Below are 25,616 nucleotides of genomic sequence, written 5' to 3' on the forward strand. Positions count from 1 at the left end.
ACGAGATTGAAGAAGATGTGAGTTAAAGAGGCAGTAAACTCACGAGATAGGTCAAGATGTGAGTTAAAGAGGTGGTAAACTCACGAGATTGGGAAAGACGTGAGTTAAAGAGGTAATAAACTCACGAGATTGAAGAAGATGTGAGTTAAAGTGGTGGTAAACTCACGAGATTGAAGAAGATGTGAGTTAAAGAGGCAGTAAACTCACGAGATAGGTCAAGATGTGAGTTAAAGAGGTGGTAAACTCACGAGATTGCTGAAGATGTGAGTTAAAGAGGAAATAAACTCACGAGATTGGAAAAGATGTGAGTTAAAGTTGTAATAAACTCACATCTTTTCAAAAATTTCAAATGATTTTATAGAAATGAACACTTTTGATTAATTAAAAAACATCCATGTCGTAGCTTAACTTTCTAATAAAGCCAAGAGATCATCCAAGTCGTAGATTAATTACCTAATAAAGCCAAGAGATAGCCTAAGTCGTAGCTTAACTCCAAGTTAAGCCATGACATTCCCAACATAGACATTCCCAAAAATCATCGACATCTCTAATTCACGCAATCTCCACAATGCCCATACCCCCAACCCTCAACACATTAATCAATGAAAAAATCCCAATCGTCCTCACGATTGGGATTTGTATTCTATCTATCCTAAAGCGACATCTAATATCATCATTATTGTGAATCCTCCCATTAATCCTAATGTTGCTAAGTCAGTGTTGTTACCTGACTGTGATTCGGGGATGAGTTCTTCTACAACGACAAATATCATTGCGCCGGCTGCGAATGCTAATGCATAAGGTAATACAGGTGTCGCAATGACAACTAGTAATGCGCCTAGCATTGCGAATACAGGTTCAACTAAAGCTGATGCTTGACCATAGTTAAATGACTTCCATCTTGATAAACCTGAAGCACGGATTGGCATAGAGAGTGCTGCGCCTTCTGGAATGTTTTGTATACCGATACCTATTGCTAATCCGAGTGCGCCTAATAATGTTGCACCTTCGTTTCCAGTTGCAACACCACCGAAAGCAACACCGATGGCCATACCTTCTGGAATGTTATGCAATGTGATGGCTAAAAATAGCAAAGTGTTTTTGCCTAATTTAGTGTCAGGTCCTTCTACTCGCTGACTTTTATCAACTGCATTTTGGTGTGCATGGGGTATGACAAAGTCTAGTAGTCTAATAAACAATCCGCCTAAAAGAAAGCCGATTGCGGCTGGAAGCCAAGGCATTGCTGAATGTGAACTTTGTTCTATAGAAGGTTGTAATAAAGACCAAAAACTAGCTGCAATCATGACACCTGCAGCGAAACCTTGCATTGTATTGATAACCTTTGTGTCTATATTTTTGAACAAGTAAACAAACGATGCACCGAATGCTGTTAACAGCCATGTGATGATACCTGCGAATAATGCTTGCAAGTATGGTGGTAGTTCTGTAAAAATCTGTTGCATAGTTTTTGCTCCTTCATATCTTTTGTGTAAAAAAAAGTGTATAATATATTAATTGAAAACTGAGAATACTAAAGGATGTTAATTCATGGAAGCATATAAAATTGAAAAACTTAATAAGCAATATGGTGACAAAATTATTTTTGATGATTTAGATTTATCCATTTCTTACAAAGAACGCATTGGTTTAGTTGGAATCAATGGAACAGGGAAAAGTACTTTGCTTAAAGTTATTGCAAATATTGATGATGATTATGATGCGAAGACATCTTATCCTAACCAATATCAAATTGCATATGCAAGCCAAAAGCCTGAACTTGATGAATCTTTAACTGTAATCGATGAAGTATTGAATAACGAAACTGAAATGACGAAAGTGATTTCTAAATACGAAAATGCTTTAAATCAATATCAACAGACGGGTGAATCTAAAGATTTAGATCTTATGATGAAATATCAATCTGATATGGATCGATTAAATGCATGGGATTACAGTGCAGACGTTAAAACTATTCTATCAAAACTAGGTATAAATGACTATCTTAAAAAAATAGCTACATTAAGTGGTGGACAGAAAAAAAGAGTTGCATTAGCAAAAGAATTAATACGTAAACCAGATTTATTATTATTAGATGAACCGACAAACCATTTAGACATTGAAGGAATTGAATGGCTCGTTAACTATATTAAACAATATCCCCACACAATCATGTTTGTTACACATGATCGTCATTTTTTAAATCAAGTTTCTACAAGAATTGTTGAACTTTCAAATGGTAAACTTACAAGTTATCCAGGTAATTATGAAGCGTATATTGAAGCAAGAGCTGAAAAAGAAGAGATTGAAGCACAACAACATGTTAAAAAGAAAGCGCTGTATAAACAAGAATTGCATTGGATGAGACAAGGTGCTAAAGCTAGATCAACGAAACAACAAGCAAGAATACAACGATTTAATACGTTAGAAGAAGATTTATCAAATAGAAAAACACAAGGTGAAGCAAGTTTGAATTTAGCGCATGCTCGTCTCGGTAAACAAGTATTTGAGTTAGACGATATTTCTAAATCTGTTGGAGATAGAAAATTATTTGAACACTTTACAACGATTATTCAAAAAGGCGATAGAATTGGTATTGTTGGAGAAAACGGCGCAGGTAAAACGACATTACTCAATATTATTAGTGGCTTAGATCAAACATTTGAAGGTAATCTTATTACAGGTCAAACTGTGAAAATTGCTTATTTTAAACAGCAAGACGAAAGTTTAACTTCAGATAAGAGAATGATTGATTATTTAAGAGAAGAAAGTGAAGTTGCTAAAGAAAAAGATGGCACAGTTGTATCTGTTACGCAGTTGTTAGAAAGATTTCTATTCCCAAGTCAAACGCATGGCACGCAAATTAATAAATTATCAGGTGGAGAACAAAAACGTTTATATTTATTAAAACTATTAGTTCACGAACCGAATGTATTAATTCTTGATGAGCCAACAAACGATTTAGATACTGAAACTTTAACAATATTAGAAGCATATATTAATGAATTCGGTGGAACGGTTATAACGGTAAGTCATGATAGATATTTCTTAAATAAAGTGGCCAATAAATATTGGTATATCCATGATAAACAAATCGAACCTATGTTAGGTACATTTGAAGATTATTTAGAATATAAAAGAGAGATTGAGAAAAAAGCAACACAACAACATAAAGAAGTTCAAAAAACAGAAACGAAACCTAAGACTTCTGCTAGATTATCGTTCAAAGAAAAGCGTGAACTAGAACAACTTGAGAAAAATATTGAATATATAGAAACAAGATTAGAAGAAATCGACCAAGAAATGGTTGAACATGCTACAAATTATGAAAAATTAAATGATCTCGCAAATGAAAAGACATCAATTGAAACGCAATATGAAGAAGATTATATGCGTTGGTCATCCTTATCAGACAGATTATAAGCGTATAGAGGTGTATATATAGATGCAAAATATTTTAAAAGAGTATTTCGGATATCAACAATTTAGAGATGGACAGAAAGAAATTATTGATAAAGTTATTGATCATCGTCCCACTTTAGGTGTTATGCCAACAGGTGGCGGTAAATCGATTTGTTATCAAGTACCGGGTCTATATTTAGATGGATTAACGATTGTGATTAGTCCATTGATTTCATTAATGAAAGACCAAGTTGATAGCTTGAGATCGATGGGAATCAAAGCTGAATTTTTAAACAGTACTTTAACAGCTAAAGAGAAAAAAAGAGTAGAGAATGAACTTGTCTCAGGACAGTTGAAATTTCTATATATTGCACCTGAAAGATTTAATCAACCACAATTTATACAAATGTTGAATAAATGTAATGTAAAGCTCATCGCATTTGATGAAGCACATTGTATTTCGAAGTGGGGACATGATTTTAGACCAAGTTATCAAGAAGTGATTACACATGTTATGAGCTTGCCTCATCATTTTAGATTGGTGGCATTAACAGCAACAGCCACTAAAGAAGTACAAGAAGATATCTCTCAAAAATTAGGAATTGCTGAAAGTGATATTGTTGAAACGTCTATTAAACGTGAGAACTTAACTTTTAAAGTGAACAATACATATCAGAGACTTAATTTTGTTAAAGATTATGTGAAGAAAAATATTAATCAATCAGGTATTATTTATTGTTCTACTAGAAAACAAGTTGAACAATTAAGTGAAACATTTGATGATTTAGAGATTAAAAATGTGATGTATCATGCAGGGCTACCAAAAGATGAACGAGAACGTGCACAACGTAAATTTATTGAAGATGATATCAAATTAGCAATTGCAACAAATGCTTTTGGTATGGGAATCGATAAATCAAATGTTAGATACGTGATTCATTATAATATGCCTCAAGATATCGAATCATATTATCAAGAGGCTGGTCGAGCTGGTCGTGATCAGTTAGACAGTGAATGTATCTTATTATTCTCAGACCGTGATATAGACCTTCAAAAATTCTTCATTTCTTCAAGTTCTGCAGATGATGAATACAAAGAAAAGCAAGGTGAAAAGCTTCGACAAATGATTCAATATACGAAGACGACTAAATGTTTAGAAGCGATGATGATTCATTATTTTAATCCTGATGAAAAATTAGAAGAGTGTGGCAGATGCTCTAGTTGTTTACAATCAGAAAAATCATATAACATGACAACTGAAGCGCAAAAAATATTAAGTTGTATTGCAAGATTAAAGCAAAAAGAAAAACGTAATATGATTATACAAGTATTAAGAGGAGAACAAACACCTCAAATAACGTCTTTAGGATATGATGAACTGAGTACTTATGGCATATTAAAAGACTATACGACGAATGAATGTCATCATTTACTAGATGAATTGCGTTATAAAGGCTATTTAAATGAACATAAAGAAATATTAAGTGTTGACCAAGAAGCGATGGATGTATTGCGTGGAAAAGTTGAAATTATGACAACACCATTTAAATCTAAACCGAAAGAAATCGTTGATATTCAAACGATTACAGATGTTGATAGATCATTGTTTAATCGATTAATAGAAGTTAGAAAAGATTTAAGTAAAGAATTAGAAGTTTCACCGCTTTCTATATTCTCTGACCAAATTTTAGAGCAATTTGCTAAACGATTACCTGAATCTAAAAAAGAAATGATTTTAATCGATGGTATTGGAAGTTATAAATTGAAACACTATTGTCCGATATTTATTGAAACCATTAAAAATTATAAACAACCCATTTAAGAAAGAATAGGCATTTTATTGTGGAATTAGGGTAAATAATATAAAGGAAATTCTAGTACTGATAAAAAAGAGGAATGTGGTGTCTATTAATGATTAAGTTTGAAGCTGTTTCAAAGATATACGGGGATAAGAAAGCAGTAGATAATGTAAGTTTTAATATTAATGAAGGTGAATTTTTTGTACTTATAGGACCTTCTGGGTGTGGAAAGACTACAACACTTAAAATGATCAACAGGTTAATACCTTTATCAGAAGGATTTATATATTTTAACGATAAACCAATAAGTGAATATGATGTTGCGGAAATGCGATGGGACATTGGGTATGTGCTCCAACAAATAGCACTTTTTCCGCATATGACGATTAAAGAAAATATCGCACAAGTACCAGAGATGAAGAAGTGGAAAAAGAAAGATATTGCGAATAGAGTAGATGAATTGCTAACTATGGTCGGTTTAGATCCTGAAACATATCGAGATAGATATCCAAGTGAGTTATCTGGAGGACAACAACAACGTATTGGCGTTATTCGTGCACTAGCTTCCGATCCGCCAGTTGTCTTAATGGATGAACCATTTAGTGCACTAGATCCAATTAGCAGGAAGAATTTACAAGATGATTTACTCGAACTTCAATCACAAATTAAAAAAACAATCGTCTTTGTAACACATGATATTGAAGAAGCGATGAAAATGGGAGACCGTATTTGTTTATTGAATCAAGGACATGTGGAACAAATTGGAACGACAGAAGACTTTATTCATCGCCCTAAGAATGATTTCGTAAAATCATTTATTGGTAATGTGGATGCGCATGTATTAAAGCAAGTGAAGTTAGGAGATATTGCGCAACCAATTTCAGAAGTAAATACGCATTCTATTGATCAATATCCTAAAGTTTCACCAGAACAAACGATTGACGACATATATGGATTATTAGCAGAGCACGAAGCGATTGTGATGGATTCAGAAAATGCATCACCTAGCCATATAGTGACAAGACAATATGTGTTTAGTTATTTAGCTGAAAAGAATAGAGGTGTTTCTTCATGAATGCCTTAATCGAAACACTTTCAAGCCGTAAAGGGCAACTTTTAGAAACGTTAATTGAACATATTCAATTATCATTTATTGCGCTTTTAATTGCAGTAGTAATCGCAGTTCCGTTAGGTATATTACTGACAAAGACTAAAAAGTTAGCCGAAGTTATTATTAACATCGCAGCTGTATTACAAACAATACCATCTCTTGCTTTACTAGGTTTAATGATTCCGCTATTTGGTATAGGGCGAATACCGGCAATTATTGCACTTGTTATATACGCGTTATTACCTATATTAAGGAATACATATACCGGCATTAAAGAAGTAGATCCTTCATTGATTGAAGCGGCACGTGGTATAGGTATGAAGACTGGTAGAAGATTGTCTAAAGTTGAGTTACCACTTGCAATGCCAGTTATGATGGCTGGTATTCGAACAGCAATGGTATTAATCATTGGTACAGCAACATTAGCAGCTTTAATAGGTGCTGGTGGTCTAGGGGATTTAATATTATTAGGTATTGATAGAAATAATTCATCTCTTATATTACTTGGGGCAATTCCTGCAGCTATTTTAGCAATTTTCTTTGATGTATTTTTAAGAATTTTAGAAAGAATTTCATACAAGAAGTCTTTAATTATTCTTGGAACAATATTAGTCATATTCTTATTATCTGTAACGATACCTTTATTTGCTCAAAAAGGTGATAAAATCACATTAGCAGGTAAATTAGGATCTGAACCAGAAGTTATCACAAATATGTATAAGATTTTAATTGAAGAAGAAACTGATAACACTGTAGAAGTTAAAGCAGGTATGGGTAAGACATCTTTCCTATTTAATGCATTAAAGTCTGACGAAATAGATGGATATTTAGAATTCACAGGTACAGTTCTAGGTGAGTTAACGAAAGAAACACCGAAATCAACAACAGAACAAGATGTATATAATCAAGCTAATAATAGTCTTGATAAAAAATTTGATATGCAATTGCTTGAACCGATGAAATATAATAATACGTATGCTTTAGCAGTTAAAAAAGAATATGCTGAAAAACATAATATTAAAACTATTTCAGATTTAAGTAAGGTAGAAGATGAAATTCGACCTGGTTTCACTTTAGAGTTTAATGACCGTGAAGATGGTTACAAAGGTATTCAAAAGAAATATGATTTAAACTTTAAAGATGTTAAAACTATGGAACCTAAATTAAGATATCAAGCACTTGAAAGTAATGATATTGATTTAATCGATGCATATTCAACAGATGCTGAGCTTAAAGAATATGGCATGGTTGTATTGGAAGATGACAAAAAATTATTCCCACCATACCAAGGTGCACCACTTATGAAAAAAGAAACAATTAAAGAGCATCCAGATGTAGTGAAAGCTATGAATAAACTAAAAGGCAAAATATCTGATGAAGAAATGCAAGCAATGAATTATAGAGTGACAATTAAGGATGAAGATGCTTATCAAGTCGCGAAAGAATATTTACAGAAGAATGACTTGATTGATTAAATACCATTGATTTATGAAAATGATTAGGTCTATAATACTAATAAATTAACAAACGGTAAATTTCGGTTTACCGTTTTTATATTTCAACTTGGAGGTCTAAAAATGAAGCAACAATTAAGTGAATTACAAGCATACCAACCGGGGTTATCTCCGAGACAATTAAAAGAAAAATACGGCATAGATGGAGACATGGTCAAACTTGCTTCAAATGAGAATTTATATGGTCCTTCACCAACTGTTAAAGAAGCAATCAAAGCTAATTTAGATGAATTATTCTACTATCCAGAAGTGAAACAATTTGAAGTGAAAGAAACATTAAGTACATTTCTCAATGTGAAAAAAGAACAAATATTCTTTGGTTCAGGTTTAGATGAAGTGATTATGATTATTTCAAGAGCAGTTCTTGAAAAAGATGATGAAATTTTAACAAGTGACATGACATTTGGACAGTATAGACATCACGCCATTATTGAAAGTGCTCAAGTTAAAACAACACCAATTAAAGATGGATATTTTGATTTAGATGCAATGTATGAACAAATTACAGATAAAACGAAACTGATTTGGATTTGTAATCCGAATAACCCAACAGGCACATATTTGCCTCATGATGCAATAGAAGCATTTATTCAAAAAGTACCAGATGATATTATCGTTTTAATAGATGAAGCATATATAGAATTTGCTGTTGCTGAAGACATGCTAAATAGCTTAGAATTGCTTTCAAAATATAATCAAGTCGTTGTCTTACGTACACTTTCTAAAGCATATGGATTAGCAGCACAACGTATTGGTTATGCAATCGCTAATGAATCATTATTAGACCAATTAGATATTGTCAGATTACCATTCAATGTAACATCACTTTCAGCTGTTGCAGCAGATGCCGCGATTAAAGATCAAGCATACTTAAAAGACATTACAACAAAGAATCGTCATGAAATTGAGAAATTCTTAAATGCACCTTTTAAAGAACATATTTACGATAGCCAAACGAACTTTATATACGTTAATACAGACGAACCTCAAGTATTATATGATTATTTAATAAAAGAAGGCTTTATCACAAGACCATTCCCAAATGGTGTACGTATTACGATGGGCTTTAGTGAACATAACGATAAGATGTTACAAGTATTAGAAAAATTCTTTAAAACACACAGTTCGTAATAAAGGAAAGGCATTGCGTTCTTTGGTATACTAGTAGACATTGATATATAAAGGAGAAGGTATAATGACGAAGCAAACAATTGGTATCGATATGGATGAAGTGCTAGCTGACACAATAAAAAAACTTTTAAGACGTTACAATGAAGAAACTTCTTCTAATGTTACTATGGAAGAACTTAAAGGTACTAAAATCCGTAATATGATGCCTGAACATCAAGGTATTTTGACAAGTATTTTAAGAGAAGATGGATTTTTTAGAGACTTAGAAGTATTTTCAGACGCTGTGGAAGTTGTACAGAAGTTAAATGAATACTATGACGTATATATTGTTACAGCAGCAATGGACGTACCAACATCATTTGCTGATAAATACGCTTGGCTAAGAGAACATATGCCATTCTTAGACCCTCAACACTTTGTATTTTGTGGAGATAAAGGTATCGTCAATACAGATTATTTAATTGATGATAATCCTAAACAACTAGAAAGCTTCAATAATCATTCTATTATGTATGCAGCAGATCATAATATTGATATTGATAAATGGCCAAAAGTTCAAAACTGGAAAGAAGTAGAAGCATATTTCTTTGGTGAAAACGGGGAATATAATAAACAACAAGAATCTTTATCAGAATCATATAAATAAAGTAAAAGACATCAGCTTCCCAAGCTGATGTCTTTTACTTTAATGTATGCCTTGCATAAGTTTTTTAATTTTTGGCGTCATTGATAATACAATAAGTGAAACGACAATTGCGATTGCGCCGATTAAGCCAAAGTAGTTCTGTTGTCCTAACGGCTCGATCAGTTTAACTAATTGTCCGTTAATACCTTGTGCTGTTGCATTCGTTAAGAACCAAAGACTAAGCATTTGTGCTGAAAAGGCTTTTGGTGCAAGTTTAACGGAAACACTTGATCCAGTAGGTGATAAACATAATTCCCCAATAACACATAGGAAGAAGCTTAATACTAACCAAATTGGATTCATCAGTTCAGCTTGTTGCATCATCATTGCAATCATCATTGCAATAAATGAAATACCAGCGAATGCTAAGCCAATTACAAATTTAAGTGGTGTAGAAGGATTGTATTTACCTAATTTTTGCCACAAGAATGAAATAACTGGTGCAAATAGAACAATGAAGATTGGGTTAATGGATTGGAACCAACCTGCTGGTATAACGAAATTAATACCATATGCATTTAAATCTAATTGTGTATGTTCTTGCGCGAATACACCAAGTACGTTTGATCCTTGTTCTTGAATACTCCAGAATAAAACAGAAGCTAAGAACAATGGTACATACGCAAGTAATCTTGATTTTTCTGTTTGATCTATATCAGGGCTTCTATACATAATTGTCCAGTATACAAATGGTATAACGATACCGATAATTAAAACGATTAAACTGATTGAATTAAATGTAAGATAACCTGTTAAATATAAAATAGCTAAAAGAATAACAATACCTATTGCACTATATGTAAACATTTTAGCGTATTTAACTTTTTCTTTATGATTGAGTGGGTTAGAAGGATAATTTTCAACTTCTCCAAGACTTCTTTTTTGGAATAGAATGTATGCTACTAAAGCTAAAAGCATACCGAAAGCTGCGATTGAGAATCCTTGGTGGAAACCAACGCTTACACGTACTTTGTCGATAATAAGTGGTGATAATAAAGCACCCATATTAACTGACATATAAAAGATAACAAAACCTGCATCTAATCTATTATCATTCTTATGATATAAACCACCTACAACATTTGAAATGTTAGGTTTCATAAGTCCCGAACCTACAATGATTAATATCATAGAAATAAGAAATGCACCTAAACCAAACGGTAAAGATAACACTAAATGACCTAGCATAATAAGTACTGCACCGTACATTAATGATCTACGAGAGCCAAGTAATCGATCAGCTACCCAACCACCTAATATACCTGTCATAAATATTAATGAACCATACATGGCCATAATTTGTTGAGCTGTAATTTTATCTAAACCTAGTCCGCCTTGGCTGACAGTAAAGTATAAATAATACAGTAAAATTGCACGCATCCCATAATAACTAAAACGTTCCCAGAATTCTACAAAGAACAATATACCTAGGCCGCGAGGATGTCCAAAAAATCCATGTTGAGGGACAGTTTCAACCATTTCCTCTCGCGTCATTTTGCCCATAAAAAATCGCTTCCTTTCTAAACTTCCCCCGATTGTCAGGTAAGTTTAAAGAACATTTTAACCCTATATGTTAGTAAATTCAATAAAATTTTAATAAGTTCTAATATTGTGAATATTCTAAAATAATTAATATATCATTAAAAAGTATTTTTACACATATTAGTTAATTGTGTAACTCGTATTGTTGTGTGATAGGAGTGAAGCGGTGCTCTTGATGTTGGTATTAGGGACAGAATTCGAAATAATGGAAGTTACAGCATTCTAACTCCCACCAATCAGAACTTTCCTGATACTAAAAAGGTAAGGGCAACTTTCGTTGCCCTTACCTGGTAAATGGCTAGATCTTATTTTACGCCGGCCATTAATGTTTTAATTTTAGGACTTGCTACAAGTAAGATGATTGAAATGATGATTGCGAATATACCTGAGTATAAGAAATAATCATTTGAACTAATACTTGTATAAATTTTTACCATTTGAGCATTCAAACCTTGAGCCATAGCGTTTGATAAGAACCAAACACTCATCATTTGAGCTGTGAATGCTTTTGGTGCTAATTTAGTCGTTGTTGATAATGCGATTGGTGATATACAAAGTTCACCTAATGTTACTAATAAGAAACTTGCGAATAACCAAACTGGGTTAATTAAAGTTGATGTGTCTGATAACGGAACGACCATAATAATATATGAAAGTCCTGCTAAGAATACACCTATAGCAAATTTATAAACAGTAGGTGGGTTGAATTTACCTAATTTAACCCATAATACTGAGAACAATGGCGCTAAAATAATAATGAAGAATGGGTTAAGTGATTGGAACCATGCTGCTGGTATATTAAAATCAATTGCGCCACCTGTTAATTTAGCCATGCTTAATTGTGTCTTAGTATCTGCGAATTGTGCTAATACTGTAGAACCTTGCTCTTGAATCATCCAGAATGCTACTGCTGCAATGAATAATGGTATATATGCATATACACGTGTACGTTCATAATCTTCAGTCTTTTTACTTAATGAAATTTTCACGAAATAGTAAATTGGTAGAACAACACCAAGTACTGAAATAAAGTTTGCGAAATTAGGCAATGTTAATTGTCCGAATAGACTAAGGATGAAACAAACGATTGCGATAATTACGACAGTGATACCAACAATTTTGACCATTTTTTTCTTTTCAGAAGATGATAATGGATCAGGTACTTCAACACCCGCTAAACCTAAATATTTCTTGTTTGTTATGAAATAAATGATTAAACCGATAAACATACCAACTGCTGCTACTGCAAAACCAGCATGGAAGCCTACGTTTACTTGTAACCAACCAATTAATAATGGTGAAATTAAAGCACCTAAGTTGATTGACATATAGAAAATAGTAAATGCTGAATCCATTCTTGGGTCATTCTTTTCATATAATAAACCTACTGTAGAAGAAATGTTTGGTTTCAATAATCCTGTACCAATAATTAAGAACAATAGCGCGATTAATAGCAATGTAAAATTATTTGGTAATGATAATAAGATGTGACCAATCATGATGAGTATTCCACCGTAGAATAATGCATGACGTGTACCAGTAATTCTATCAGCAATCCATCCACCGATAACACCACTCATATAAACAAGTGCACCGTAGATTGAGACGATTTGTAGTGCTAGACCTTGATCAATACCAAAGCCGCCTTTTGCTACTGAATAGTAAATGTAGTAGGCAAGAATAGCCTTCATTCCATAATAACTAAATCTTTCCCAGAATTCGGTAAGGAATAGTGTAGCCAAGCCTTTAGGATGACCAAAGAAACCTGTACGTGGTGTACTTTGGATAATTTCCTCTTTAGTATAATGTTTGTTACCCATTTTTTACTTCCCCTCATAATAAACTGTATTCATTTTTAGATGTACTTAAAATTAGCACATGTTAAATTGTAATGCTTTCACAAAATAAACACAAGTTAAAGATTAACAATATTCATACAATAATGACTATTAAAAATACTAGCGTCAATAGTGGCAAGGCTTAAGATAAATGTGAACAAATTTTTAAAATTGTAAGCGTTTTCTTTTTGGTGAGTAATATGTTTTGAAATGTGAAATTTATTTATATTAATAGCCGAGTCATGTTGAATAAGACTCGGCTATATATTGGATAATTATCTGTTGTCTATATTTTCTGGGTATAAATCGTGGTTCATCATACGATACTCTGCCATTTTTTCGTATTTAGAATCTGGTCTTCCGTAGTTTGTATAAGGATCTATAGAAATACCTCCACGTGGTGTGAATTTACCTAAAACCTCTATATAATGGGGGTCCATTAATTCTATTAAATCATTCATGATAACATTCATACAATCTTCGTGAAAATCACCATGGTTTCTAAAACTGAATAAGTATAATTTTAATGATTTAGATTCTACCATTTTGACGTTTGGAATATAAGAAATATAAATTGTCGCAAAATCAGGTTGTCCAGTAATAGGACATAGTGAAGTGAATTCTGGACAATTGAATTTAACAAAATAATCTCTACCTTGATGTTTATTGTCGAACACTTCTAATACTTCTGGTTTGTATTGATCATAATATTGATTATTTTGATTCCCTAATAACGTAATATCTTTTAAATCGTCTTTGTTTCTTCCCTCTGACATTATGATTCTCCTTTATTAATTGCTTCCTTAGGTTTTGGGTTTCTTTGGGCTTTCTTGAACATATAATAGCCTGCTAAGAATATAATAATGTATCCTAGGTAACTGAGTAAATCTGGTACTTCTTTAAATAAGATGAAACCGAGTATTGCACTGAATATTACAGATGCATATACAAATATTGAAATATCTTTTGCTGCTGCGAAACTATATGCAATTGTAATACCAAATTGACCAACTGTTGCAAAGACACCTGATAATAATAATATGATGACTTGTGAAAGTGTCATTGGTTCATATGTAAATATGACAAACGGAATTAATGCAACCGTAGAAAAGAATGAAAAGTAAAATACTGTTGTATATGATTTTTCACGTTGTCCTAAAGGTCGTAGTGCAGTATAAGCACCTGCAGCAAAAATTCCAGATAATAAACCAATAACTGCTGGCATCATATCTGAATCAAATGTTGGCTTAATTATAAACAATGCACCAAGAATCGCTACAACCATTGCAATTACTTGATACTTGCGTGCTTTTTCATTTAAAAATAACGCACAAAGTAGTATAGTCCAGAATGGGTTTAATTTCATTAACATATCCGCATCACTTAATACCATGTGATCAATCGCATAAATATTGAGTAATACACCAATAAGTCCAAGTGTAGAGCGTAAAATGAGTAACGGTTGATTTTCTAATTTACCGAAAAATGGTGCTCTATACTTCATGACAAAGTAAATAGGTACAATCATCGCGATGAGATTTCTGAAAAGTGATTTTTGGAAAACTGGTAAGTCACCAGATAATCTGAAGAATACTGCCATTAAACTAAAACCAATCGAAGAAATGAGTATTGCAATTATTCCTTTTACTGTGGAATTCATGTAAACACCTTCTATTTTTTATCAATGAACATATATTATCATAATTCGCTTTAAAAAGTATATGACTTGTTCAGTGATTGTTTTCGACAAATAAATTTTATGAAAGCAATTTTCAAATGTTGATATAGCAACACTTAGTCGAAACAAGAAGAAAGTCAACCCTATTTTTTAAAAAAATATAAGGTATTATAAGTGTTATGAATCATTTAAAGTGTTATAATGAATCACATAATATAGTATGTGCTTATAAAACGTAACACTATATCTTGTGTTTTGTGCATTTGAAATAAAAATGAATAAAGTGTTCATTTTTTTGTATTTTTTATTTCATTTATACAGTTGCATAAGCATTTACATGTGGTAGGTGAAAGTTTATGAAGATAATTTATTACTCTTTAACTGGTAATGTACGACGTTTCATACAGAGAGCAGGATTGTCTGACACAATGGCTCTCACTGAGGCAAACAAGACAAATGAAATAAATGAACCATTTATAATGGTTACAGGTACAATTGGATTTGGCCAAGTACCTGATACTGTACAAGATTTTTTGAAAGTGAATCATCATAATCTTAAAGCAGTAGCAGGTAGTGGAAATAGAAATTGGGGACAGAATTTCGCGAAAGCTAGTGAAGAAATTGCGAATCAATATCATGTCCCTTTATTGATGAAATTTGAGTTACACGGTAACCAAGCAATAGCAGATGAATTTAAGGAAAAGGTGGTTAATCTCTATGAAAATGATAAACAAACAAAAGAAAAATCATATTGAATTAAACAATAAGGTAACAAAGAGAAGAGAAGACGGCTTTTTCGATATTGAAAAAGATCAAGAAGCTTTAGAAGTATATTTAGAAGAAATAGCAGAAAAAACAATTCAATTCAATGATCCTATTGAACGTTTACACTTTTTAGTTGAACAAGACTTTTATTATGACTTATTTAAAGAATATAGTGAGGCATCATTAAAAGAGATTAACCAGTTTGCAGATTCAATTCCTTTTCAATTTGCAAGTTACATGTCAGCTAGTAAGTTCTTCAAAGATTACGCTTTGAAGACTAATGATAAATCAGAATACCTTGAAACATATAAAGAACACGTTATTATTGTTTCTCTATATTTAGCTAAAGGTAATGTTGAACAAGCTAAACAATTTGTTGAAGGTATGATTGAACAACGTATTCAACCTGCAACACCAACATTCTTAAATGCTGGTAGAGCTAGACGTGGTGAGTTAGTAAGTTGTTTCCTATTAGAAGTAGATGATAGCTTAAATTCAATTAACTTTATTGATTCAACAGCTAAACAATTAAGTAAAATTGGTGGCGGTGTCGCAATCAACTTATCTAAATTGCGTGCACGTGGTGAAGCTATTAAAGGCATCAAAGGTGTCGCTAAAGGGGTATTACCAGTTGCTAAATCACTTGAAGGTGGCTTTAGTTATGCTGATCAACTTGGTCAAAGACCTGGTGCGGGTGCAGTATATTTAAACATCTTCCATTATGATGTATTAGAATTCTTAGATACTAAAAAAGTGAACGCAGATGAAGATATTAGATTATCTACTATTTCTACTGGTTTAATCGTGCCATCTAAATTCTTTGATTTAGCTAAAGAAGGTAAAGATTTCTATATGTTCGCACCACATACTGTTGAACGTGAATATGGTGTGACACTAGATGATATCAATCTAGATGAGTATTATGATGAACTTGTAGCAAATCCTAATATCATTAAAAAAGCTAAAGATGCACGTGATATGTTAAATACAATTGCTCAAACGCAATTACAATCAGGTTATCCTTATTTGATGTTTAAAGATAATGCAAATAAAGTACATCCTAACTCTAATATTGGACAAATCAAAATGAGTAACTTATGTACAGAAATATTCCAATTACAAGAAACGTCAATTATTAACGATTATGGAACTGAAGATGAAATCAAACGTGATATTTCTTGTAACTTAGGTTCATTAAATATTGTAAACGTGATGGAATCTAAGAAATTCCGTGATTCTGTACATATTGGTATGGATGCTTTAACAGTTGTATCTGATGATACAGACATTAAAAATGCACCAGGTGTAAGAAAAGCAAATAATGAATTACATTCTGTAGGTTTAGGTGTTATGAACTTACATGGTTTCTTAGCTAAAAATAAAATTGGTTATGAATCAGAGCAAGCTAAAGACTTCGCAAATGTCTTCTTTATGATGATGAATTACTATTCTATTGAACGTTCAATGGAAATTGCGAAAGAAAGACACGAAACATATGTAGATTTCGATAAATCTGATTACGCTTCAGGTAAATACTTTGAAAAATATATACAACAAGATATTAAACCTGAATATGATAATGTTGCAGCATTATTTGAAGGTTTCGATATTCCAACTGCTGAAGATTGGAAAGCATTAGCAGAAGCTGTTAAAGAAAATGGTTTATACCATGCATATAGGCTTGCTATTGCACCAACTCAAAGTATTTCATATGTACAAAATGCTACAAGTTCTGTTATGCCTATTGTCGATCAAATTGAAAGAAGAACATATGGTAATGCAGAAACATTTTACCCAATGCCATTCTTATCACCTGAAACAATGTGGTATTACAAATCAGCATTTAATACAGATCAAATGAAATTAATTGATTTAATTGCAACGATTCAAGAGCATGTGGACCAAGGTATTTCTACAATTTTATATGTAAATTCAGAGATTTCAACACGTGAACTTTCAAGATTATACGTATATGCTCACCATAAAGGCTTAAAATCACTTTACTATACACGAAATAAATTATTAAGCGTTGAAGAATGTACAAGTTGCGCAATTTAATCAAATTAATTAAGATAGGAGATCTAACATGAAGGCAGTAAACTGGAATACACAAGAAGATATGACGAATATGTTTTGGCGTCAAAACATCTCGCAAATGTGGGTTGAGTCAGAATTTAAAGTATCTAAAGATATAGCAAGTTGGGAAACATTAACAGAACCTGAAAGAAATGCTTTTAAAAAGGCGTTAGCTGGTCTTACTGGATTAGATACACATCAAGCTGATGATGGCATGCCCTTAATCATGATGCATACGAAAGACTTACGTAAAAAAGCAGTGTATTCATTTATGGGTATGATGGAACAAATACATGCGAAAAGTTATTCACATATATTCACGACACTATTACCATCTAGTGAAACAAATGAATTATTAGATAAGTGGGTTGTTGAAGAACCACACTTGAAATATAAATCAGAAATGATTGTAGGTAATTATCATAAATTATGGGGTAAAGAAGCTTCCATTTATGATCAATACATGGCAAGAGTATCAAGTGTGTTCTTAGAAACATTCTTATTCTACTCTGGTTTCTACTATCCATTATATTTGGCTGGACAAGGCCGTATGACAACTTCAGGAGAAATCATCCGTAAAATTTTACTAGATGAATCTATCCATGGTGTGTTTACAGGACTAGATGCACAAAGTTTAAAAAATGAATTATCACAAGATGAGCAAATTAAAGCGGATCGAGAAATGTATCGTATGCTTGATTTACTATACAAAAATGAATACGAATATACAAAAACATTATATGATGAAATAGGATTAACAAATGATGTTATGAACTACGTAACATATAATGCGAATAAAGCATTAGCTAATTTAGGATTTGAACCATATTATGAAGAAAAAGCGTTCAACCCTATCATTGAAAATGCATTAAATACAAGTACTAAAAACCATGACTTCTTCAGTGTTAAAGGTGACGGTTATGTACTTGCATTAAATGTAGAAGCACTTAAAGATGAAGACTTCATCTTTGATGAAAAGTAAAATATTAAAAGAGTCTAGGACATACATTTTGTTCTAGGCTCTTTTTATTGTGTAATTAAAAAGTTAACATATTTTTCAATATTTATGGTAATTTATGTGATATTTATTGTTTATAATGAAGTTAATATATTGAAAGGTGGGTTATATTCATGAAAAGAATATTACTAGGGCTATTAACAGTATTAGTTATTTCTGTTCTAGCTGCATGTGGAAATGACAAGAAAGAGGATGAGCATCAACATTCAGAGCATAAGTCTTCTGATAAACCTCAAGCTTTAGAAGTGGCTTTAGATGTACCTAAAGAAGCTAAAAGAGGTGAAGAAGTAGAACTTTCTGCAAAAGTGACACTTGGTGATGAAAAAGTGGAAGATGCAGATGAGGTGATGTTTGAAATCGTTAAAGATGGGGACAAAAAATCTTCAGAAATGAAAAAAGTTAAAGAAAACAAAGATGGGGTATATACTTTAAAATATAAATTTAAAGATGCGGGTCAATATAATATAACAAGTCACGTTACTGCTAGAGATCAACATACAATGCCAAATAAAGATATTAATATAAAATAATTATAAAAGAGTGGTGGAATTTAATTCCATCACTCTTTTTTTTAAAGGGCATTGCATTTAGCCATACTCTTCATTACAATAGAGATAATGATAATCGTTATCAACTAAAAAGAAGTAGGGTGTGAAATGGGAAAGTTTTTAATGCGTTTAGATGTTTTGATTATTTTATTAGTAATTGCAACGTTCTTCTCTATATTTATAGGTGTTTCAGAAGTAAAACCATTACATATATTAAATTTAACAGACGAACAGAAGAACATTTTAGTATCAAGTAGAATTCCAAGAACAGTCAGTATTATTATCTCAGGTAGCTCGTTAGCTATTTGTGGACTGATTATGCAACAGCTTACAAGAAATAAATTCGTTTCTCCAACAACTGCAGGGACAATGGATTGGGCCAGATTAGGTATATTAATTTCTCTTATCGCTTTTCCAGAAGCCAACATACTACTTAAATTATTATTTGCTACATTATTAAGTTTATTTGGAACAATGCTATTCATGCAAATTCTCCGTAGAATTCAATTTAAAGATGTTATTTTTATACCATTAGTTGGTATTATGCTCGGAAACATAGTGTCAAGTTTTTCATCTTTTGTTGCATTACGTACAAATGCTGTACAAAGTATTGGTAATTTTATGCAAGGTAATTTCTCAATTATTACAAGCGGTAGATATGAAATTCTTTATATTAGTATTCCGTTATTGATTTTAGCATTTATATTTGCGAATCAATTTACGATTGCTGGTATGGGTAAAGATTTTAGTGTGAATTTAGGACTTAATTATCAAAAAGTCGTCAATATCGGACTGATTATTGCCTCAATCATTACGGCACTTGTTGTTGTAACAGTTGGTATGATGCCATTCTTAGGTTTAATTATTCCTAACTTAGTTTCAATATTCAGAGGAGATCATTTAAAAAATGCATTGCCGCATACAGCTGTATTTGGTGCATTGTTTGTTATGATTTGTGATGTAATAGGTCGATTAATTATATTCCCTTATGAAATTACAATTGGTTTAACAATTGGTGTGATTGGTAGTTTCATATTTATAGTATTGCTGATGAAAGGACGTTCAAGAAATGCTCAATAAATTAACCCCTATACATAAATTAATCCTTTTATCTGTGTTAACGCTATTAATTGCAGCACTTTATTTACTTTATAACATTAATCCTAATATATTGGCGTATCAATTAACCGGACGTGTTAGAAAAGTTATTGCAATGCTATTAGTAGGTGGCAGTATTGCAGTTTCAACAGTTATTTTCCAAACAATCACGAATAATAGAATTTTAACACCATCCATCATTGGTTTAGATGCAGTCTATATGTTTATTAAAACGTCTTTAATATTTTTATTTGGTTCAACATCGACTGTCGTACTCAATAATCATCTTAACTTTTTGATTACATTGGTTGGTATGATTCTATTTAGTTTATTCTTATTCCAAATATTGTTTAGGTCTAAAGATCAAAATGTCTTCTTCATATTATTACTAGGTATTGTTTTTGGAACATTCTTCTCAAGTTTATCTAGTTTTATTGAAATGATGATAGATCCTGAAGAATTCTTATCTATACAAAGTGCAATGTTCGCAAGCTTTGGTGCAATAAATGAAGGTTTACTTACAATATCAGGCGTTGTTTTATTAATTATGATATTCATTGCTTTTAAGATAAAGAACTACTTAGATGTATTGTCTTTAGGAAGAGACCAAGCTATTAATCTTGGTGTTAATTATACAAATGTGACGAGATGGTTAATGGTTATGGTTGCACTACTTGTCACAATTTCAACAGCACTCGTTGGACCCATTACATTTTTAGGTCTACTTGTCGTGAATTTAGCACATGAATTCATCAAAGAATTCGAACATAAATACATATTACCGGCTTCAATACTTATCAGTTGGATCAGCTTATTTTTAGGTCAATGGGTCGTGGAGCACTTGTTTGAAGGTAATACAGAAATTAGCATCATGATTAACTTTATAGGTGGCATTTACTTTATATTCTTAATTTTAAAGGAGCGTAATGTAGCATGATTAAAGTCGAAGGATTAACAAAAGCTTATCATCATCATAAAGTTGTTGATGAAGTAGATATAGAAATTGAAAAAGGGAAAATCACATCATTCATTGGTCCAAACGGGGCAGGTAAAAGTACGGTCTTAGCGATGGTCAGCCGCTTAATTGATAAAGATAACGGTAAAATCACGATAGACGATCAAGATATCGCTTCAATGAAAAGCAATGAACTTGCTAAGAAACTAGCAATTTTAAAACAAACTAATCATACAGAACTTAAAATTTCAGTAAGACAACTCGTGAGTTTCGGAAGATTTCCGTATTCAAAAGGTAAATTAAAAAAAGAAGATCAAGATATGATTGATAAAGCGCTAGATTATTTAGGACTCACTGAAATTCAAGATAAATATTTAAGTGAGCTATCAGGTGGTCAAAGACAAAGAGCTTATATCGCGATGACGATAGCTCAAGATACAGAATACATTCTATTAGATGAACCATTGAACAATCTAGATATGAAACATTCTGTACAGATTATGAAAATCTTAAGAAGACTTGTGAAAGAAATGAACAAGACAATCGTAATCGTTATACATGATATTAATTTTGCTTCATGCTATTCAGATAGAATTATCGCGATCAAAGAGGGGAAAGTTGAAATCGCTGGTATTAAAAACGATGTTATTTGTGAAGATGTATTACGTGACATTTATGACTTAGAAATTAAAATTCAAGAAATTAATGGTCAACGTATTTGTGTCTATTTTGATGATGAATACATCGAAGAAGAAGAAATTAAAACATTAGCTATATAGCAAAATTGATATTACATTGAAAGGAGTGATGTTTGTAGTTTGTTGGGCAATAGGGTTTTGGACGCATAATTTATCATAATATTTGAAGGAGAGACATCGATAATGAAAAAAGTTTTCAGTTTTATTTTAATTGCAGTATTATCAGTTGTACTTGTAGCATGTGGAAGTAATTCAAGTAGTAAAGAAAAATCATCAAAAGGTGATACTAAGAGTGAGTCTAAAACAGTAGAAATCCAATCGAAATATCAAATTCGTGGTGAAAAGAAAGATGGCAGTGATTCAAAAACTGTAGAAGATAAAGTTAAAGTACCTGTTAACCCTAAAAAAGTTGTTGTATTAGACTACGGTGCTTTAGATACAATTGAAGCTTTAGGTGCTAAAGATGCAGTTAAAGGTGTACCAAAAGGTGAAGGTGGCGCATCATTACCAAAATTCTTAGATGCATTTAAAGGCGACGACATTGTAAACACTGGTTCAGTTAAAGAAGTAAACTATGATAAAGTAGCAGAAGTTCAACCAGACCTAATCTTATTCTCTGGTCGTACAGCTGGAACTGAAGTACAAGATGAATTGAAAAAAGCAGCACCAGATGCAGCACGTTTATATATTGGTGCAGATGATAACAATTACTTAGAATCAGTAGAAGAAAACACAACTAACTTAGGTAAAATCTTCGACAAAGAAAGTAAAGCAAAAGAATTAAATGCTGATTTAGATAAAAAAGTGAAATCTGCTAAAGATAAAGCTAAAAAATCAGACGACAAAGCAATGTACTTATTAGTTAACGAAGGTGAATTATCTACATACGGTCCAGGTGCTAGATTTGGTAGCTTAATCTTTGATGTATTAGGTGTTACACCAGTAGATAAAGACATTAAAGCAAGCAGTCACGGACAACCAATAAGTTATGAATATATCAATGAGAAAAACCCTGGAATCATCTATGCTATGGACAGAGGTCAAGCAATCGGTGGTAAATCAACTGCTAAGAAAGCATTATCAAATGACGTAATTAAAGATGTAGATGCAGTTAAGAACAATAAAGTTGTTAACGTAGATGCACAATTATGGTACTTAGCTTCAGGTGGCGTAAGAACAACTGAAAAACAAGTAGACGAAGTTATTAAAGGTTTAGAATAATAATATAAGAAAAGCATGGGACGTGATGTCCCATGCTTTTTCTCTTATTCTAAAGGTTCTCCAATGATTCTAACTTCTCTTTTGAGTTCCACATCAAATTTCTCTTTAACGACTTTTTGAACGTGTTTAATGATGTTCTCATAGTCTGTAGCTGTTCCGTTATCAACATTAACGATAAATCCAGCATGTTTAGTAGAAACTTCTACACCACCTATTCTATGCCCTTGTAATTCAGCGTCTTGAATAAGTTTACCTGCGAAGTGATTTGGTGGTCTTTGGAACACGCTTCCGCATGAAGGGTATTCTAAAGGTTGTTTATCTTCACGACGTTGTGTAAGATCATCCATTGTTGCTTGAATAGATGTAATATCTCCATCTTGTAATTTAAAAGTTGCTTCTAGTACGACTAGGTGTTTACGTTGAACTATACTTGTGCGATAGTCCAATTCTAAGTCTTCACCTTTAATGATATGTAACTGACCAGTATCATCTACTGCTTTAATATGGTCGATACAATCTTTGACTTCACCGCCATATGCACCAGCGTTCATATATACTGCGCCACCGACAGATCCAGGTATACCACAGGCAAATTCTAAACCAGTTAAATGGTGATCTCTAGCACGTCTCGAAACATCAATAATTGCTGCACCGCTTCCACATGTAATGGATTGATTTTTCACCGTTATTTGATCGAATTGTAATAAGCTTATAACAATTCCTCTTATACCACCATCACGGATGATAATATTAGAACCATTCCCCAAAAATGTAAGTGGAATTTGATTGTTATAAGCAAATTCTATTATCTTTTGTACTTCTGTATATGAAGTAGGTGATAAGTAGAAATCTGCATTGCCACCAGTTTTTGTGAAAGTGTATTTTTTAAGTGGCTCATTTACTTTTATAAGGGATTTTGGGAGAAAGTTAGAAAGCTCCTCCAAAATTGTATGATTCTCCAACGCACGACGTCCTTTCTGTATTATGCTCTCACATTATTATATCAAGATTTATCATCTTAAGCGAATGGGTTATTTTTTATGTTTTTGAACAAGTTGTTGAAACCATTTTTGTTTTTGAGCTTCGTAATCTTTTATACTATTTGCTTCAAGTAAAGCAGCTTTCTTAAAGGATTCAAATGTTTGTATGACATCTGTATCATTTGTTAAAAGTGACTCTACAGTTAAATAATCATATAACATTTGATTGTTTTGTTCAACAATATGTAAACGTGCTATTTGTTTTAAGCTTATCATGTCTTGGAATTGAGCCATCATGACTTTTTTATTGTAACCATTATGTAATCGATATATGCGGTGATAATTGAGTCTTTTTTCATCGAGGCTTGTAATATCGTGAAGTGATTTTACCGTAACAAGTACATCTACGATAGGTTCTGTAACATATTGTGTTTGTTTTGTACCACCGATATGGAATACATCTATCACTGGCGTATCAAGCAAATGTATTAATAATTGTTGAATACTTTCAAAATTTAGTTTAAAATCATCTGATGATTGTAATTGAATAAAGGGTTGTGGAAGTTTAAGCATAATAGCTCCTTTCTAAAATCCATGCATGAATATACTATATAACATTTTCATTATCCATGAAATTATGTATAATACAAGTGAAACAGGGGTGCAATGATGAAAATTAAATTATTTTATTTAATGATATTTGTTCTTGTTTTAATTATTGCAGCTTGTGGTAACGAATTACATTCAGATCTTCAAAAGTATAAAAGGGAAATGAAACCTATTTATAAAAAAGAGAATTCAATTCTTAAAGATATAGATAAATTAAGATTAAATCAGTTAGATCAACTTATTGGTACTGAAGTAACAGTTGAAAAACGTAAAGAATTGAATGAACTTCAAGATAAAATCGAAAAGCAAATTATACCTGAAGTTAAAGATCTTAGTAAGCAAGCTCATAATATAAATGTAAGCACAAATGAGGTTCAAGATGCTCATGATATTTACATGAGTAATATAGAAAAGAAAGAAAAAACATTAGAAGAATTAAATGAGTACATTTCATTATTTAAACAATCCATCCAATCTAATGAGAAAATATTAGACTATACAGATGTATTTGAACAGAACAAATCTGATGCAGAGAAAAATGCTAAATTAGCTAAAAATAATCCTGATGATAAAGAAGATTATGATGCGCTTGTTTCTGTTATTGATAAGAATAGTGAAGAATTAAGTACGAAAGCTAAATATTTAAATGATACTCAAAACGTGCAAGATAGAGCGGACTATATTGAGAAAGATATTATCCCATTATTTTCTAAAAATATTAAATCACTGAATCAAACGAATATTTCATCTAAACGTGTTAATCAGATGAGACAAGCTCAAATAGAAGTGTATTATACTTTAATTAATTACTATAAAGAACGTAAAAAAGGTATTCTTATAGAAGATAAACTTCAAAAAGTCCAAGTACAAAATGGCGTAAGTTCTCAATTTAGTTACTTAGGTAAAGATGAAAAGTACAACAAAGCGATAGATAGATTAGATAAGTAAAAC

The 25,616-nt window shown here is 32.0% G+C and carries 22 protein-coding genes; 15 read left to right on the forward strand and 7 right to left on the reverse strand.

All coding sequences use genetic code 11. The annotated features are described in order from the left end of the window. Window positions 1-647: 647 nt before the first annotated feature. Window positions 648-1,463: a ZIP family metal transporter gene (locus tag LQ694_RS07725; RefSeq protein WP_037588700.1), complete on the reverse strand. Its 816-nt coding sequence runs from the start codon at window positions 1,461-1,463 to the stop codon at window positions 648-650. 85 nt (window positions 1,464-1,548) lie between these two features. Here LQ694_RS07725 and LQ694_RS07730 point away from each other — a divergent pair, with 85 nt between their 5' ends. From LQ694_RS07730 to LQ694_RS07755, 6 genes are all read left to right on the forward strand, one after another. Beyond that, window positions 1,549-3,420, forward strand: a complete 1,872-nt coding sequence (locus tag LQ694_RS07730) for an ABC-F family ATP-binding cassette domain-containing protein (RefSeq protein ID WP_239771970.1) — start codon at window positions 1,549-1,551, stop codon at window positions 3,418-3,420. Window positions 3,421-3,442: 22 nt separating this feature from the next. Continuing rightward, window positions 3,443-5,221 (forward strand): DNA helicase RecQ, encoded by a 1,779-nt coding sequence (gene recQ, locus LQ694_RS07735; protein ID WP_218696894.1) that lies wholly within the window; start codon window positions 3,443-3,445, stop codon window positions 5,219-5,221. A gap of 89 nt (window positions 5,222-5,310) precedes the next feature. Continuing rightward, window positions 5,311-6,273, forward strand: a complete 963-nt coding sequence (locus LQ694_RS07740; protein WP_048539946.1) for an ABC transporter ATP-binding protein — start codon at window positions 5,311-5,313, stop codon at window positions 6,271-6,273. Beyond that, window positions 6,270-7,784, forward strand: coding sequence for an ABC transporter permease/substrate-binding protein (locus LQ694_RS07745; RefSeq protein ID WP_065380987.1), 1,515 nt, complete (start codon window positions 6,270-6,272; stop codon window positions 7,782-7,784). Before LQ694_RS07740 ends, LQ694_RS07745 begins: the two co-directional genes overlap by 4 nt. A 102-nt stretch (window positions 7,785-7,886) precedes the next feature. Then, complete coding sequence (gene hisC / locus LQ694_RS07750; protein WP_218696893.1) at window positions 7,887-8,954, forward strand: histidinol-phosphate transaminase; 1,068 nt, start codon at window positions 7,887-7,889, stop codon at window positions 8,952-8,954. A 64-nt stretch (window positions 8,955-9,018) separates the two neighbouring features. Beyond that, a complete protein-coding gene (locus LQ694_RS07755) occupies window positions 9,019-9,600 on the forward strand; it encodes a 5' nucleotidase, NT5C type (RefSeq protein WP_196968044.1) in 582 nt (193 codons plus the stop codon). 39 nt (window positions 9,601-9,639) lie between these two features. Here the strand turns inward: LQ694_RS07755 and LQ694_RS07760 are convergent, their stop codons facing one another. From LQ694_RS07760 to LQ694_RS07775, 4 genes are all read right to left on the reverse strand, one after another. Next, on the reverse strand, window positions 9,640-11,142 hold the full coding sequence (locus tag LQ694_RS07760; protein ID WP_048539942.1) for a peptide MFS transporter: 1,503 nt from the start codon (window positions 11,140-11,142) through the stop codon (window positions 9,640-9,642). A gap of 344 nt (window positions 11,143-11,486) precedes the next feature. After that, window positions 11,487-13,001: a peptide MFS transporter gene (locus LQ694_RS07765; RefSeq protein WP_048539941.1), complete on the reverse strand. Its 1,515-nt coding sequence runs from the start codon at window positions 12,999-13,001 to the stop codon at window positions 11,487-11,489. Between the two features lie 293 nt (window positions 13,002-13,294). Further along, the gene (gene queF, locus LQ694_RS07770; protein WP_048539940.1) at window positions 13,295-13,795 is read right to left on the reverse strand and encodes a preQ(1) synthase; all 501 of its coding nucleotides are present in this window, start codon (window positions 13,793-13,795) and stop codon (window positions 13,295-13,297) included. Beyond that, window positions 13,795-14,679 carry a DMT family transporter gene (locus LQ694_RS07775; protein ID WP_048539939.1) on the reverse strand — a complete coding sequence of 295 codons (885 nt, stop codon included), beginning with the start codon at window positions 14,677-14,679 and terminating at the stop codon, window positions 13,795-13,797. Before LQ694_RS07775 ends, queF begins: the two co-directional genes overlap by 1 nt. A 374-nt stretch (window positions 14,680-15,053) precedes the next feature. Here LQ694_RS07775 and nrdI point away from each other — a divergent pair, with 374 nt between their 5' ends. The 8 genes from nrdI to LQ694_RS07815 all read left to right on the forward strand — a co-directional run bounded on the left by nrdI (window position 15,054) and on the right by LQ694_RS07815 (window position 23,076). Continuing rightward, window positions 15,054-15,452 (forward strand): class Ib ribonucleoside-diphosphate reductase assembly flavoprotein NrdI, encoded by a 399-nt coding sequence (gene nrdI / locus LQ694_RS07780; RefSeq protein WP_025905413.1) that lies wholly within the window; start codon window positions 15,054-15,056, stop codon window positions 15,450-15,452. Further along, entirely contained in the window at window positions 15,415-17,520 is a 2,106-nt protein-coding gene (gene nrdE / locus LQ694_RS07785; protein WP_058612033.1) for a class 1b ribonucleoside-diphosphate reductase subunit alpha, read from the forward strand. The genes nrdI and nrdE overlap by 38 nt, the downstream gene beginning before the upstream one ends. Window positions 17,521-17,548: 28 nt before the next feature. Then, a complete protein-coding gene (gene nrdF / locus LQ694_RS07790; RefSeq protein ID WP_048539937.1) occupies window positions 17,549-18,520 on the forward strand; it encodes a class 1b ribonucleoside-diphosphate reductase subunit beta in 972 nt (323 codons plus the stop codon). 149 nt (window positions 18,521-18,669) lie between these two features. Beyond that, window positions 18,670-19,086 carry a FixH family protein gene (locus tag LQ694_RS07795; RefSeq protein WP_196968047.1) on the forward strand — a complete coding sequence of 139 codons (417 nt, stop codon included), beginning with the start codon at window positions 18,670-18,672 and terminating at the stop codon, window positions 19,084-19,086. A gap of 126 nt (window positions 19,087-19,212) precedes the next feature. Then, window positions 19,213-20,184 carry an ABC transporter permease gene (locus LQ694_RS07800; protein WP_025905417.1) on the forward strand — a complete coding sequence of 324 codons (972 nt, stop codon included), beginning with the start codon at window positions 19,213-19,215 and terminating at the stop codon, window positions 20,182-20,184. Then, window positions 20,174-21,139, forward strand: coding sequence for an iron chelate uptake ABC transporter family permease subunit (locus tag LQ694_RS07805; RefSeq protein WP_065380990.1), 966 nt, complete (start codon window positions 20,174-20,176; stop codon window positions 21,137-21,139). Before LQ694_RS07800 ends, LQ694_RS07805 begins: the two co-directional genes overlap by 11 nt. Then, window positions 21,136-21,936 (forward strand): iron ABC transporter ATP-binding protein, encoded by an 801-nt coding sequence (locus LQ694_RS07810; protein ID WP_058591622.1) that lies wholly within the window; start codon window positions 21,136-21,138, stop codon window positions 21,934-21,936. Before LQ694_RS07805 ends, LQ694_RS07810 begins: the two co-directional genes overlap by 4 nt. A gap of 102 nt (window positions 21,937-22,038) precedes the next feature. Continuing rightward, window positions 22,039-23,076: a ferrated catecholamine ABC transporter substrate-binding lipoprotein SstD gene (locus LQ694_RS07815; RefSeq protein ID WP_058612030.1), complete on the forward strand. Its 1,038-nt coding sequence runs from the start codon at window positions 22,039-22,041 to the stop codon at window positions 23,074-23,076. 44 nt (window positions 23,077-23,120) lie between these two features. On the opposite strand, the gene murB is transcribed toward LQ694_RS07815, so the two are convergent. Both murB and LQ694_RS07825 read right to left on the reverse strand, forming a co-directional pair. After that, on the reverse strand, window positions 23,121-24,038 hold the full coding sequence (murB, locus tag LQ694_RS07820; protein WP_058612029.1) for a UDP-N-acetylmuramate dehydrogenase: 918 nt from the start codon (window positions 24,036-24,038) through the stop codon (window positions 23,121-23,123). A gap of 69 nt (window positions 24,039-24,107) precedes the next feature. Then, window positions 24,108-24,629, reverse strand: coding sequence for a GrpB family protein (locus LQ694_RS07825; RefSeq protein WP_058591620.1), 522 nt, complete (start codon window positions 24,627-24,629; stop codon window positions 24,108-24,110). 96 nt (window positions 24,630-24,725) lie between these two features. Between LQ694_RS07825 and LQ694_RS07830 the strand changes: the two genes are divergently transcribed. Beyond that, complete coding sequence (locus LQ694_RS07830) at window positions 24,726-25,613, forward strand: EMYY motif lipoprotein (RefSeq protein WP_048539930.1); 888 nt, start codon at window positions 24,726-24,728, stop codon at window positions 25,611-25,613. The last annotated feature ends 3 nt before the right edge of the window (window positions 25,614-25,616 follow it).

The organism is Mammaliicoccus sp. P-M58 (assembly GCF_022386165.1).
GTDB lineage: Bacteria > Bacillota > Bacilli > Staphylococcales > Staphylococcaceae > Mammaliicoccus > Mammaliicoccus sciuri.